This window comes from Desulfosoma profundi (assembly GCF_055387865.1).
Genome location: NZ_AP042420.1, coordinates 2,785,819 through 2,799,492 on the forward strand (window position 1 = coordinate 2,785,819; position 13,674 = coordinate 2,799,492).

The window sequence follows — 13,674 nt, forward strand, 5'->3', positions numbered from 1 at the left end:
TGGAACGTTCCATGACGGCGACGCAGTGGAGCTCTCACGCCAAGCGGTGGGTTACGGGCTTGGGCTTGGCCGTCCCCCTGGTAGCCCTGTTACTCTTCGGGCCGCTCTGGTTATGGGCGGTGGGGGTCACCATGGCCGTGATGATCGGATTGTGGGAATACGAGACGATGCTTCAACAGCCGGCCGTGACCCCGTCGGAGCTGGCCTTTGCGTTGGCTGTGGCGGCGGTTTTCCCTCCGGCGGCATGGCTTTTCGGTCCAGCGGGTGTTGTGGCCTCAGGGGTGGCAAGCGTCTTCGCCCTATGGGCGAAGTTCCTGGCCCGGCCGCCCCTCACCCGGGAATCCTGGCACCGCGGGCTGGTCACCCTAGGGGGCTGGTTTTACGTGGCCATGCCGTTATCTTTCGTCATGCTGTTGGGATCTTTGGAAAACGGGAAAGCCTGGGTTTTTTTTGTGCTCTTTGTCATCGTCGCCGGCGATGTGGGGGCCTATTATACCGGCAAGACCATGGGACGGCGGAAACTCTACGAAGCGGTGAGCCCCAAGAAAACCGTGGAAGGCGCCCTGGGCGGTCTGGCGGCTTCGGCCGTGGCGGGCACCGCTTTCGGAATGATCTTTCTGGGGGATGCAGGCGCTTCAGGACTGTGGCTTGTGGTGGTCTCCGTGATCACGGAAGCGGTCGGCCAGGCGGGAGACCTCATGGAATCGCTCCTCAAACGCATGGCCGGCTGTAAGGATTCCAGCGCGCTCCTTCCGGGCCACGGCGGTCTTTTGGATCGGCTGGACAGCCTGCTTTTCGCCTTCCCCACCGTGTGGTTTTGTGCGCAGGGGTTATACTAAGGGATGCGAGCACGACGGAAACGCTTGAGCATTCTCGGGAGCACAGGATCCATCGGCGTGAATACGGTGGAAGTGGCGTGCGGTTTCCCCGATCGCTTCGAAATCGTCGCTCTTGCGGCCGGACGCAACGTCCGGCGCCTCAAGGAACAAATCCAACGGGTGAAACCCCGGTGCGTCGCCGTGCAGGATCAGGAGGCGGCGTTGGAGCTGGAAAAGCTTCTGCCGGCCGGAACCGCGGATCTCGAAATCCTCTGGGGCGAAGCCGGCTATTGCCGTGTGGCCGCCATAAACGATGTGGACATGGTGGTTTCCGCCATTGTGGGTGCCGCAGGACTCATGCCCACACTGGCGGCCGTGGAGGCGGGAAAAGATGTCGCCCTGGCGAACAAGGAAACCTTGGTCATCGCCGGGGAAGTGGTCACCCGGATGCTGCAACGGACCGGCACGCGCCTGCTCCCCGTGGACAGTGAACACAGCGCCATCTTCCAGGCGCTCCAGGGCCACACCCGCTCGGCCGTCAAACGCCTGCTGTTGACGGCTTCAGGGGGGCCTTTTTTCGGGAGAAGTCTCCACGAACTCCAGGCGGTGACGCCCGCCGCCGCCTTGAAACATCCCAACTGGTCCATGGGACCGAAGATCACCATCGATTCGGCGACCCTCATGAACAAGGGGCTCGAGGTCATCGAGGCCCACTGGCTTTTCGACGTCCCCGTGGACGCCGTGGCCGTCCACATTCACCCGGAAAGCATCGTCCATTCCATGGTGGAATATGTGGACGGATCGGTGATCGCCCAGTTGGGTGTGCCGGACATGAAAATTCCCATCGCCTATGCCCTCTCCTATCCGGAACGCCTGCCCGTGGACGCCCCGCGGCTGGATTTGTTCGCTCTGCGCTCGCTCACCTTTTACCCCCCGGACATGGAAACCTTCCCATGCCTCGACCTGGCCTATCGCGCCGCCCGCATCGGCGGGACCATGCCCGCCGTGCTGAACGCCGCCAACGAAATGGCGGTGGAGGCCTTTCTTTCGGGACGCCTCGGATTTACAGATATCCCGAAGATCATCGGCCAGGTGATGGACGCCCATGAAGTTCTGCCGGCGGATGCGGTGGAGCGGGTCCGAGCGGCCGACCGGTGGGCTCGCCGAGTCGCCGACGACTTCTTGCGCGGGACGCCCCACGTGCTCCCAGCGCGCGAAGAAACCGAAAAGGCGGTGTGCCGGGTTCCCATGATGCAGGAAGGGAATGCTCAACCTTGACATGAATCCTCTCATCTCGTCTGCTCCGATCCAAGACCGCCATCAAGGAGGAAGGCGCTGTGGTCACCACCATTGTCTCCACAGTCATCGTACTGGGCGTCCTCATCTTCATCCATGAATTGGGCCATTTCCTGGCCGCCAGACGCATGGGGGTCACGGTCCTGCGTTTTTCTTTGGGCTTCGGCCCCAGGATCGTGGGCTTCCAACGCGGCGACACGGACTATTGCCTGTCTTTGGTGCCATTGGGCGGCTACGTGAAGATGCTGGGGGAAGACCGCGAAGATCCCGTGGCCGATGCGGACCGCGATCGGAGCTTTTCCCATCAGTCCGTGAGGAAGCGTTTGGTCATCGTTCTTGCGGGTCCGTTGTCCAATGTCCTTCTCGGGATCGTCCTCTTTATGGTGGTGTTCGCCTTCTACGGCGTCCCCCGGCTGAACACCGAAATCGGCACCGTGACGGCCGATTCCCCCGCCGCACGAGCGGGGCTCCAACCCAAGGACAAAGTTCTGGAAATCAACGGCCGGGGGCTCAAGGCCTGGGAAGACCTTTCGGAAACCATCCAAAGGGAAGGCCTGAAACCCTTGGAGATCCTCGTCCAGCGGGACGGGCAACGGCTGGTGTTCCAGGTGACCCCTGAAGTCCGAGAGGTGAAAAATATCTTTGGGGAAACCATCCGCCGGCCGGTGATCGGCATCACGGCGTCCGGGTCTTTTGAGGTGGAAAAAGTCAATCCGTTGATGGCCGGGGTTTACAGCCTGAAACAGACCTGGAGCCTGACCAAGCTGTTTTTCATGACCGTCGTGAAGCTCATTCAGCGGGTGCTGCCCATGGAAACCCTCGGCGGGCCGATCCTCATCGCCCAGATGGCCGGCCAGCAGGCTCAAGAAGGCCTGATGAACTTTTTGCATTTCATGGGCCTCATCAGCATCAACCTGGCGGTCCTCAATCTTTTGCCCATTCCCGTGCTGGACGGCGGACACGTAATGTTCTTCTTGGTGGAAGCCGTCCGGCGGCGGCCGTTGAGTGTCCGTCAGGTGGAAATGGCCCAAAGGGTGGGCATGGCCGTCCTCATCGCCCTCATGGTGTTCGTCTTTTACAATGACATCATGCGATTGATCCCCACAGGCCGTGGAGCCTCAGCGCCTTAAACAGGGGCGATTGGTTTGCGCAACGACGTTGGTGCCCGAGTACGGAGTCCCGGAAGGCGTGACGATGAAAATCCTTGCGGTGGATACCTCGACGGCTTCGGGAAGTGTGGCCCTGCTCCATGACCAGGTGATTGCCGCCGAATGGACCCTTCTTTCGGCGCACACCCACAACCGTCGCCTTTTGCACGGGATCGATCGGATCCTTGCCGATGCCCATTGGGCCTTGGAAGACGTGGACCTTTTCGCCGTGACCACAGGCCCGGGAAGTTTCACCGGGATCCGGATCGGCTTGAGTACCATGAAGGCCGTGGCATGGGCTTTGGGAAAACCCCTGGTGGGCGTCCCGTCCCTGGAAGCCCTGGCGGCCCCTTTGGCCGTGGGGGGACGTCCCGTCTGCGCGGTGATTGATGCCCGGAAAAACGAAGTCTACGCGGCGCTGTACCACCCGGATGGCGAAGGCCGCCTGCGGGAAGAGCGGCCCCCGTCGGTGCTCGCTCCGGACAGACTCGCCTCGTGGATCCAGGAAAAGACTTATGTGTGCGGGGACGGCTGGCTGCTTTATGAAAACATTTTCAGCCGCTGCATCGGGGACCGGGCGGTGGACCCCGGGCCGGGATTTCACGGGATTCGGGCGGGTTTTGTGGGCCGGTGCGCCCTCGAGCGATGGCGGACCGGCGAGGACACGGACCCCATGCGGGTGATGCCCTTGTATGTGCGTCCGTCGGAAGCGGAACTTCACGGGGGCGGGCTTCACCCGCCTTCGCCGGCATAACGACAGAGCGTTCTTTCCAACGCGCTTATCGGCCCCTTGGACCTGTGGGGGCGGACCCACGAGAGCCGAGACGGCGGACTCGGACGGACGTGACGGCGTGATCCCGACACACCAGAGAAGCGCCCGGCCGTCCGGCGCGGAACGCCCACCCACGGCGTGCCATGGGTCGGCGGACGACACATCACGGAGGTGCGGTGCCATGGCCGTCGGCACGGATGCGCATTGTCGGTTTTCACGAGTGAACCGGCGGTTTCTTCGGGTGCTTCGGGACCCTTTGTTTCCGCTCTATTTCCTGGAACGCAACCTGAAAATGCTGGGAGCGGAAAAGGGCTTTGACCGGGCGGCCCGGCGTCGGAACGCAAAGCTCTTGGGGGTGGTTGAGGAAAGGATCCGGTGGTTTCGTGAACTGTTGAACGCGGACGGTTCGGTGACCGGCCGCTCCGGGAACCATTCCCCGCCGGCCCTCCGGGCTTTGGACGACGGGCCTGATCGGTCCCGCATTGAATCTTATTGCGACCATTGCGGGCTGTGTTGTGAAATCTGCAGCGGGTTTCCCGACTTCCCGGATCCGCACAATCCGCCGGATGCCTGGCAGTTCGTCTTCGGGCAGGGTTTGGGGTTCGGCCATCGGTTTTGCCCGTTCCTTATGCACGATCGGCGCGCCAACGGCAGCTTCTGCGCCATCCACCGGTATCGGCCCAATCCGTGCCGCATTTTCGAAGAGGACGAGTGCCGGACGGTGAAAACTGAACTTTCCGATGAACTGGCCCGCACACACGGCCGTCCACCCCGTTCCAGCGCCAGGGTCGGCCGTCTTGTCGCCGGGGCCTTGAAAAACGGGCGGCGTCACCGCCGGCTGGCACACGAGGAGTAGAAAACCATGGCCGTCGTGGCCATTGTGGGACGTCCCAACGTGGGAAAATCCACCCTGTTCAACCGCCTGTGCCGCAAAAGGCACGCTTTGGTGGACGACCACCCCGGGGTTACCCGGGATCGGTTGTCGGCCCCCGTGGAATATGCCCACCGACGTTTCATCCTCATGGATACCGGCGGTTTCACGGACCCCGACGCCGGCACCTTTGCCGAAGAAACCCGCCGCCAAGTGCTCCTGGCTTTGGAAGAAGCCGACGCCCTCATCTTTCTCGCCGACGCCCGAACGGGTCTGCACCCCAACGACCGGGAATTGGTGGATCTCCTGCGAAAGTCATCGAAGCCGGTCTTTTATGCCGTCAACAAGGTGGACGGACGGGAGCAGGAGGGGCTTGTGTCGGAGTTCTACGCCTTGGGGGTCGAAAAGATTTATCCCGTGAGCGCCGCCCACGGTTTGGGGGTCCATGAGCTCATGGACGATGTGGTGAAAACCCTGCCGGCTCAGTGGCAAGACGACGCCGACGACGACAACCCGCAAATCCGGGTGGCCGTCGTCGGTCGGCCGAACACGGGAAAATCCACCCTGGTGAACGCCCTTTTAGGTCAAGAGCGTGTCATTGTCAGTCCCGTGCCGGGAACCACCCGGGATGCCGTGGATACCCCCGTGGAAGCCGCAGGCCGACGGTTTCTGCTCATCGACACGGCGGGTATCCGTCGCAAAGGCCGCACTCGCGAAAAACTGGAAAAGCTCAGCGTGATCAAAGCGCTGGACAGTATCGACCGCAGCCATGTGGTCATCCTCATGGTGGATGCACTGGAAGGTGTGACGGACCAGGATCTTCATGTGGGCGGCTATGTGCAGGAGCGGGGCCGGGGATGCCTCATCGCGGTGAACAAATGGGACGCCGTCCCCAAGGACCCCAAACAGGTGCGTCGGTTCCTGGAAGACGTTCGAGACCGGTTCCGCTTTCTTCCCTTCGCCCCCATCCTCACCATGAGCGCCCTGCAGAAGAAAAGGGTGAACCGTGTTTTCCCTCTGGTGCTTGAAATCTTTGACCAATTCAACAAAAGGGTGACCACGGGGACGGTGAATCGCGTCCTCGGCGAGGTGACGGCGAAACACGAACCGCCCTTGGTCTCGGGACGGCGTTTGAAATTTTATTATGCTACGCAGGCGTCCACTCGGCCGCCCACCTTTGTCGTTTTTTGCAACGAACCGGAAAAAATCCACTTTTCCTACGAACGGTTCCTCATCAACCAGTTCCGGGAAGCCTTCGCCATGGACAAGACCCCTGTGCGTGTGGTTTTTCGGGAACGATCCCGCCGAAGCGACGAGAACCGATGACGTTTTTTTCTTCTTGGAGCGATTCGGAAAAACGCCGGCGCCGCCGGCGAAGACGGCGTGTGCTTCTCGCGCTGGTCTTGACGGGAGCGGCGCTCTGGTGGGCCTTGGGGGATCGAACGGCCGTGAGAACTCCGGGGCCGTCCGGGGACGATGCACGCCCCGGAGGCCCGGCGTCGGAAGAAGTGGTTTCTGCGCCGGGCGATATGGAGTATGGGCCGACGGGGCAGGATGTCGGACAGACCGGGGATGACGACGGGCAAGAGGCCGCCGATGTCCGGGATGGCTCGGGGGGCGGGAGGCGGCTTCGGGATGTGGTGGCCGTGCTGCCCCTTTCCGGACCTTTTTCCGCAGAGGGCAAAGCCTTGCAACGGGGCATGAAGCTTGCCGCCGTGACGGCTTCATCGGAAGAAAGAGTCCACATCCATTACGTGGACGGATGGCTTCCGGAAAATGCCGCCGCCGAGGCCGTGGCGACCGCTGTGGCCCACGCGTCGGTGGGGGCGGTGCTGGCTCATGTTCCTCTTTCCCGATGGGATGCGCTCTTGAGGCCCGCCGTGGAAAAAGGCGTCCTTGCGGTGTCTCTCGTCAGCGGGCATGATGCCTTGATCCAGGGCCGGTCCACGGTGGCCTTCCTCGGCCCCGATGAGGAGGCGGCCAAAGCCGCCGCGGAACTGCTGGCTGCCCACAGGGCCTCGGGAAACGTCCTGGTGATGACCGACGGGAGCAGCTACGGCGCCCGGTGGGCCGACGTTTTCAGCAGGGAAGCCGCCCGCTTGGGGATGAAGCTCAGACGGGCTCAATGGAACGAGCGGGAGGCGGCCCCCCTGGACATGACGGAACTCCCTCGGGCGGTGTTTCTGGTCGGATCGCCCCAGTGGGCGGCGGAAGCCATCCGGATACTCCACCTGACGGGCTGCCGGGCCCTGTACGTTTTGCCCTATTGCCTGGGGCGGCCGTCCCTGGAGGATGCCCTCGGACCCCTTGTGGACACGGTTCGATTCGTCGTCCCCATGGCCGGGGCGGTTCCCAACGGGCCCCACGACGCCGGGTTTCGGGACCGTTTTCGACAAAACTTCTGGAAAGACCCCGATTGGATGGCCTCTGTGGGCCACGATGCGGTGCGCTGGATCGGGCGGGTTTTTCGGGAACAGGGGGACATCTCGGCGGCGGAACTCGCCGAAAAGGTGTTTTCCGGGAACGTTTCCCCCAGGACCTTCACCGGCGTGGCAGGGACGCTCACCGTGGGAGACAAGGGGCGGGTGGAGCGCCGATGTGTTCTGGCACGATGGAAAGATGGTTCGTTTGAGCCTTTTTCGGAAGAATCTTCGAGGGTTGAATGAGTCGAGGCCGGTCATCTTCCACCTTGACACTCCCCGGGGTTCGTGTTAGGAAAGCGCGGTCTTCGGGCGGCCCGCAGGCCGCCGTCCTTCGGGGGGCCGTTAACTCAGTCGGTAGAGTATCTGCCTTTTAAGCAGAGAGTCGCAGGTTCGAATCCTGCACGGCCCACCATGACCCTTCCCCATCGTGATGCCGAAAGGTGTTTTCGAATAACGCGGGAAGGGATGTAGCCTAAGGTGGCTTCAATCGTCGAACGAAATCCTCTCCCATGAGGAATTCGCGCTTGACACCGCAGGGTGTGGGTTGCTATAGAGCGCGCACGTTGCGTCCCCATCGTCTAGCCAGGTCCAGGACACCGGCCTTTCACGCCGGCAACGCCGGTTCAAATCCGGCTGGGGACGCCACACCTTTCTCTCGGCCCGCCATATCCGTTGCCACCGTGGGTCCCAAGAATTTTTCCTGACCGAACCGTCAAAGCGAAAATGGGGGCGATTCCTGCGGACGCCACGAGAGTGCGGGGTTTGGTTTGTGCTTTGGGGTTTGCGCTGTGCCCCACAACGTTTTGTGCGCGTGCACCACGGCAGATCCCACGGTCCGACCGTGCCTTGACATTTCCCCGAAACTCGTGCTTTTGTCTCTCTTCGGAGAGGGGCGAGTCGGCGCCCCGGCGGGGTCGGTTCCGCCTTCCCCGGCACTGCGCCGAGGATCAACGACAACCGACGCCTCACGGCGGGTGATTCAGCACAAACCATTATCTTTCCCCATCGCACGAGGCCCCCATGTCCGGTATCGTCGTAGAAAAGAAGGACGGGAAAACCATCATCACCGTGGTCCAGAAAGATTGGGAAAAAGACGGCGATGACGGCGTGAGGAGCCGATCGTCCGAGACGCCGGCGTCCGGCCGTCGCACGTTTCTTCATGACGTTCTCGGCCGGCGCTTGCTGTTTCATCTGGCTACCGGTGAAGAAGTCGAAGGCATTTTGGACGGCTTTGACCACGAATCCTTGCGCATCGAGGACGCCTTTCTTTTCGGCGACAAGAAAGAATGGCATGGCGACTGGATGATTGTGGAAAGACGCCAGCTCGTGGCCGTTTCTCCGGCAGGGCGCATGCGCCGGCGGCCTTCCTCGAACGATCCCTCGTGACCCGCTCACGATCGCGCTCTTTAAAGCGTCGAACCGGGAAGCGACCCCGGCCTCGCGGGTCCACGCTGGATTTCGGAAGACGATTTCCCGGCCCCTTGGTGCCGTGTTTCGCAGGGGCGTAAATCATGGCCCCCAGGGGCTTCGCGAAACGAAAAATAACCGGCCGGAGGAATGTATCCGCCGCGCTTTGGAACTCTTCCGGGCAGTGGGCCCCAAGAGCCTCCGGAATAGGCGCCTCAGGGCGTCCGGGTGGTGGATGGCGCGGATGGCCTCAGGATATGATCGCCGCCGGTTCTCAGGGGTGCGATCCCTCATCGAAAAGCCATATCGCCGCCGCGCGGCTTTTTCCTTATGGAAGTCCGGGATCTCGGTTTCGACCCCCTCGAGGCCCCCAAAATGCTCCACAGCCGTCTGCCGATAGTGGCTTAAAATGACCTCGACCTCCGCATCATAGATCCCCGAACAGGGGACCGTGCCGTGGATGCGGCTCGCTACCGCAGACGGGGCATCCTGCAACCGGCGGCGCTTTGGTCCGTCACTGTCCCGCCACGCCATGGTCTCATCTTGCGCCTTGTCGTCTTTGCGTGGGATGAAGTTTAAGCAAGCGGCCTTCGCGGTTTCTCAACGAAGAAAAATTCGACCCAATTTCCCCCCGCATAAGTCAAAATTTGACCCGATGACTCCAAGGGCAAATTCCTTGACAGTGCCGCGCCGCCCGTGGTTTCTATTGCGCGTTCGAGCCCAGGACCCGATTCCCTGGGGCGCCCCATCACGGCAATCACCTGCGCTTCAAGGAGACCGCACACTCTGACGCTCGTCAACACACCGTGGACAACCGGCATTCCTCAGGAGGATTTTCCCATGCACATCGATGAAATCCGGCGGATGGTGGAAACGGCCATTCCTTTTGTTTCTCGATCGGGGCTTCAGGTTGTGGAAATGCGCCCCGGCTATGTGAAGCTCCGCATGCCCTTCGAGGGAAACCAGAATCATGTGGGCACCATGTATGCCGGCGCGCTGTTCACCCTAGGGGAAATCCCGGGTGGGGCGTTGTGCTACTGCACCTTCGATCCCCGAAGGTATTTTCCCTTGGCCAAGGAAATCACCATTCGGTATCGAAAGCCCGTGACCACCGATGCGGTGATCCAGGTGGGATTGTCTTCGGAGGAAATCACGCGCATTCAGAGGGATCTGGACGCCAACGGCAAGGCCGATTTTGTTGTGGAAGCGGACATTGTGGACGCCTCCGGGGAACCGGCGGCGTCCATCCACGGCCTTTACCAGATTCGATCCGTAACCCTGTGAGGAGGCCAGGGGGATTCCACTCGGGAGGCGTCCGGCTGTCGGCGGCGGACCCCGCCTTCCGCAGATGGAGTTTTCGGTGTTTTGGGAAAGCCGCCCGAGCTTGTCCCAGGAGCGTGGAAAAGGCCATGGCCCGGTATTCAGTGGCGAGCTTTCAGGTTCCCGGGCAGGGGAGTCCTGCGTTCAGACCACGTCCCCTGAGGCGGCGCCCGTTGCGGTGGTTCACCCTGGTGATCGTGGGGTGTCTGACCTTTCCCCTCATTCACGGCGCCCCTCCAAAGACAGTCCAAGCGTCCTGGATCCAAGGGTGGGATGCTGTGTCACTGGCCGATGAACGGGCTTTTCTGGGCCCCCCCAAACCGCCTCACCGGATCGTTTTTTACGACAACCTGCGCTATCCCATTACGGCCGAAAATGCGCTTCCGGTGGCCGCGTGGGCCCACCCGGATTTTTTGCCTCTCATCGCGGTGGACGCCAATCCGTGGGTGGGGGTCAGTGTTCTTCGAGCGACCTCGGCGGAATCATCCCTGGCGGACCGACTCTACGCCAATGTCCAGATCCAACTCATCCTCCAAGAATACGAGCGGTTGCAGCAACAGGCCCGCCAAGTGCTCGAAGGTTTGGGCTTGAACCATCTCGTGCCCGGCGTCGGAACCCATCTTCCCCCCCTGGCCGGTCCGGCGCTGACAAGTGCCCCGATGCAAGCGCCGCCTGAAGAAGATTCCCTGGAAGCGAGGCTGGCACGCCTTCGAGCAGCTTATCGGCAGGCGGCCATGGATGAGGCGGCGGCGGCGCCTGCCGAACCAGGATCCGTATCCCCGTCTTTTCTCGCCATGATGGCCTCACCCTCCACGGCAAACGCCTCCGGTTCCCAAGCTTCTGGATCGGGGAAAGCCGCCGTGTCGCCCACCGGCACACGCGAAGCTTCGACGGGTTCGGGAGCGTCGGGCGCTGAAAAATCGGTACCCGACTATACACCGCCCTCATTGGGACCGTTGCCCATGAAAGCTCGACCCGTCGGTGAAGATGAGCCGCTGCCGTGGATCTTACGGGCGGCCCTGGCGGTGTTTGAGTTTGTGTTCAGACATAAAGGGGCAATTCTCGGGGCAATTTTTTTTGTTGTGGCCTTATCTTGGACTGTGGCCATCGTGATGACGGTCTCTAAGAAGCGCCCGTGAAAACAAGAAAAGGAAAAACCATTCTTTTTGAACCTGTGCCGCGTGGCATTGCTTTGGGCGTCGCGCTCCTGACGATTGTCGCATGCGGGGGGTGCATCCTGAGGCCCGAAGAGAAAGCCCGAGAGTGGGCGCGACGGGCCGAAACCGCCTGGGCCCAGCAGCGCTTCACGAAGGCCATATCGCTTTGGGAAAAGGCGCGGACCCTGAGTCCTGAAGACACGGCTCTGGCGCTACGCCTCGCCTGTGCTTACGGTCACAGGTTCCATTGGGACGAGGCTCTGGCCTTGTGCCAAGAGGTCCTGGACCGGCATCCGCGGCATGATGCAGCGTGGCGGGCCATGGCTTTTCTGGCCATGGCTGCGGGCCGCATGGGGGAAGCTTTTCGAGCCGTGGAGACCCTGAGGTGGCTGGACCCGGATGGTGCGGAATCCCTATCGCTTCGCGGCGATTTTCTCCTGCTTCAAGGGGATACCCGGGGGGCGCTTCAAACTTACGAAGAAGCCCTGGCGGCCTTGGCTTCGGAGGAAACGCAGGCCAAATCCCCTTCCCAACCGAGCATATGCGCCCAGACGTCCGGGCGAACCCTCGGCGCGGTGCTGCAGGCGAAGAAAGCTGCGTGCCTCCTGGTCCTGGGACGTCGCAGCGAGGCGCTTCGTCTGGTGGAAAATCTGAGCGCCATGGCCTCGACGGAACCCGACGTGTGGGCTCATGCGGGGCGCATCTGGGAGCTCTTGGGGGAGGGGGATCAGGCGGCTCGCGCTTACGAAGCGGCTTTTACGCACAATCCCGGCGATATTTCTCCCATGGTGCGCCGCATCCGGCTGGCCATATCCAAGGATCGTCCGCAAGAGGCTGCGGCGGCGCTGGATCGGCTGGAAAAGTCGGGCGCTCCTGCGGCGGTGGTGGGAAAGCTCCGAGTCGAAGGGGCTCTGCACCAAGGTCGTCTGGAAGATGCCTCTAAGGCGCTGACGGTGCTTTCTGCCAAAGGGCTCATGGATACGGAAGGGCGGCTTTTGGAAGCCAAGATGCGCCTTTTGGAAGACCGACCTGTAGCGGCACTCATCCTCCTGGAAAAGATTCTGGATTTGGAACCCCACATTCCCACGGCCCATTACCTGGCGGGATTGGCCCACCTGCGATCGAACCATGTGCGGCTGGCGCAAAAGTCCATGATCCGCGCGCTGGAGTTGGATCCCGCTTTGACGGAAGCGCGGGTGATCCTGGCGGCCACATACTACAAACTGGGAGAGGCGGAGCCGGCTCGAGCCCATGCCCAAGCGTTGGCGGAACGCGAGCCGGAGAATCCCGATGCACGGATCCTTTTGGCCTTGGCTGCCGCCGAAGCCGGCGCTGTGGTTGAAGCGTCCCGGCATGGGGAAGCGCTCAAAAGGCTGGACGGAGATTTTCGGAAAACACTCCTGCTCGATACTCTCCTGTGGGCGCAAGCGGGGGATCCAGGGCGGGCCCTCGAATCTGCCCTCCATTGGTGGGAAACCCACCCGGAGGATGCCGATGCCGCGTGGTGTAGCATCCGCCTGGCGTGCGAAACCCGGCGCGCCGAGGAGGTCCGAAGGTCCCTGGAGCGGACCCGCTCGCAGGGCCTTCCCTCCGCAGTCTTCCAGATCTTGATTGGGGATTTTTGGCTGTGCACGGGCCGGGCGGAAGAAGCCCGTACGGCCTATGTCGAGGCCCTCAAGCGCGATGCCGGCATGGCGTCGGCGTATCGAGGCCTTGCCCAAAGCGAAGAAGCGACCAAAGAATCACGTGCGAAGATCCTCATGGATTTTCAAAACCATGTGTCCCATTCGCCCGAACCGATCGCGGCCCTGGCCGACTTGTCCTATCAAACAGGGGACACGGCCGCGGCCCGCACCTTTCTGGAAAAAGGCCTGGCCGCCCATCCCGAATCCGGGGTGTTGCTTAACAATTTAGCCTGGCTTTATCTGGAATCCAACGTCAATCTGGACAAGGCCCTCACTTTGGCGCAGCGCGCCTATGATCTCCTGCCGCATCGCGTGGAAGTGTTGGATACCCTGGGGTACGCTTATCTGAAAAAAGGCCTCACGGCTCGGGCCCTATGGTACCTCTGCGAAGCCCGCACGCGTGCCCCCGAAAACCCCATGGCGGCCTACCACCTCGGCTTGGCCTACGCCGCCCAAGGGGACGCCGACCAAGCCCGCCTCCACCTGGAAGCAGCCCTGCATCTGGGCCTTCCCGAAACGGCCGCCGTCCAGGCTAAAGCTCTCATCCAAAACCAATCTCGCCCGTGAACCGCCGGCGTTCTTCTTCCCACACGCCTTGAGGAACCGGCCGGCTTTCCCAGAAAGGAGTGAACGGGGTATGCTGGGAGTTCAGGTCACGGCAGGGTCAGGATTATCCCCTGTGGCGACGGCCAAATGTTTCATTGGATCCTCATGACCCTGACCAGGGGCGGCAAGGGCCGCCCAAGGGCATGGTCAATTTCCACACGAACCGGCCTT

Annotated in this window: 10 protein-coding genes, 2 tRNA genes and 1 pseudogene; all 13 read left to right on the plus strand. The window is 62.0% G+C overall.

From position 1 onward, the window contains the following. The first annotated feature begins 11 nt into the window (after positions 1–11). The 13 genes and pseudogenes from ACZ5K9_RS12075 to ACZ5K9_RS12135 all read left to right on the plus strand — a co-directional run bounded on the left by ACZ5K9_RS12075 (position 12) and on the right by ACZ5K9_RS12135 (position 13,464). Positions 12–839: a phosphatidate cytidylyltransferase gene (locus ACZ5K9_RS12075; protein WP_464271585.1), complete on the plus strand. Its 828-nt coding sequence runs from the start codon at positions 12–14 to the stop codon at positions 837–839. Positions 840–842: 3 nt separating this feature from the next. Beyond that, positions 843–2,003: pseudogene (locus ACZ5K9_RS12080) on the plus strand (1-deoxy-D-xylulose-5-phosphate reductoisomerase); the annotation flags it as partial. Positions 2,004–2,155: 152 nt separating this feature from the next. Then, a complete protein-coding gene (gene rseP / locus ACZ5K9_RS12085) occupies positions 2,156–3,244 on the plus strand; it encodes an RIP metalloprotease RseP (RefSeq protein ID WP_464271586.1) in 1,089 nt (362 codons plus the stop codon). Positions 3,245–3,308: 64 nt separating this feature from the next. Beyond that, the gene (gene tsaB / locus ACZ5K9_RS12090; protein ID WP_464271587.1) at positions 3,309–4,016 is read left to right on the plus strand and encodes a tRNA (adenosine(37)-N6)-threonylcarbamoyltransferase complex dimerization subunit type 1 TsaB; all 708 of its coding nucleotides are present in this window, start codon (positions 3,309–3,311) and stop codon (positions 4,014–4,016) included. A gap of 199 nt (positions 4,017–4,215) precedes the next feature. Next, entirely contained in the window at positions 4,216–4,890 is a 675-nt protein-coding gene (locus tag ACZ5K9_RS12095) for a hypothetical protein (RefSeq protein WP_464271588.1), read from the plus strand. A gap of 6 nt (positions 4,891–4,896) precedes the next feature. Beyond that, complete coding sequence (gene der, locus ACZ5K9_RS12100) at positions 4,897–6,231, plus strand: ribosome biogenesis GTPase Der (protein WP_464271589.1); 1,335 nt, start codon at positions 4,897–4,899, stop codon at positions 6,229–6,231. Further along, a complete protein-coding gene (locus ACZ5K9_RS12105) occupies positions 6,228–7,571 on the plus strand; it encodes an ABC transporter substrate-binding protein (protein ID WP_464271590.1) in 1,344 nt (447 codons plus the stop codon). The genes der and ACZ5K9_RS12105 overlap by 4 nt, the downstream gene beginning before the upstream one ends. A gap of 93 nt (positions 7,572–7,664) precedes the next feature. Continuing rightward, positions 7,665–7,740 (plus strand) — tRNA-Lys (locus ACZ5K9_RS12110). 155 nt (positions 7,741–7,895) lie between these two features. Then, positions 7,896–7,973, plus strand: a tRNA-Glu gene (locus ACZ5K9_RS12115). A gap of 375 nt (positions 7,974–8,348) precedes the next feature. Beyond that, positions 8,349–8,714 (plus strand): hypothetical protein, encoded by a 366-nt coding sequence (locus tag ACZ5K9_RS12120; RefSeq protein WP_464271591.1) that lies wholly within the window; start codon positions 8,349–8,351, stop codon positions 8,712–8,714. Positions 8,715–9,575: 861 nt separating this feature from the next. Beyond that, a complete protein-coding gene (locus ACZ5K9_RS12125) occupies positions 9,576–10,019 on the plus strand; it encodes a PaaI family thioesterase (protein WP_464271592.1) in 444 nt (147 codons plus the stop codon). Positions 10,020–10,228: 209 nt separating this feature from the next. Beyond that, complete coding sequence (locus ACZ5K9_RS12130; RefSeq protein WP_464271593.1) at positions 10,229–11,194, plus strand: hypothetical protein; 966 nt, start codon at positions 10,229–10,231, stop codon at positions 11,192–11,194. Continuing rightward, complete coding sequence (locus tag ACZ5K9_RS12135; protein WP_464271594.1) at positions 11,191–13,464, plus strand: tetratricopeptide repeat protein; 2,274 nt, start codon at positions 11,191–11,193, stop codon at positions 13,462–13,464. The genes ACZ5K9_RS12130 and ACZ5K9_RS12135 overlap by 4 nt, the downstream gene beginning before the upstream one ends. The last annotated feature ends 210 nt before the right edge of the window (positions 13,465–13,674 follow it).

Coding starts and splice junctions, on each gene's coding strand:
- der (WP_464271589.1), top strand. CDS start 4,897: ATGGCCGTCGTGGCCATTGTGGGACGTCCCAACGTGGGAAAATCCACC.
- ACZ5K9_RS12120 (WP_464271591.1), top strand. CDS start 8,349: ATGTCCGGTATCGTCGTAGAAAAGAAGGACGGGAAAACCATCATCACC.
- ACZ5K9_RS12075 (WP_464271585.1), top strand. CDS start 12: ATGACGGCGACGCAGTGGAGCTCTCACGCCAAGCGGTGGGTTACGGGC.
- ACZ5K9_RS12095 (WP_464271588.1), top strand. CDS start 4,216: ATGGCCGTCGGCACGGATGCGCATTGTCGGTTTTCACGAGTGAACCGG.
- ACZ5K9_RS12125 (WP_464271592.1), top strand. CDS start 9,576: ATGCACATCGATGAAATCCGGCGGATGGTGGAAACGGCCATTCCTTTT.
- ACZ5K9_RS12105 (WP_464271590.1), top strand. CDS start 6,228: ATGACGTTTTTTTCTTCTTGGAGCGATTCGGAAAAACGCCGGCGCCGC.
- tsaB (WP_464271587.1), top strand. CDS start 3,309: ATGAAAATCCTTGCGGTGGATACCTCGACGGCTTCGGGAAGTGTGGCC.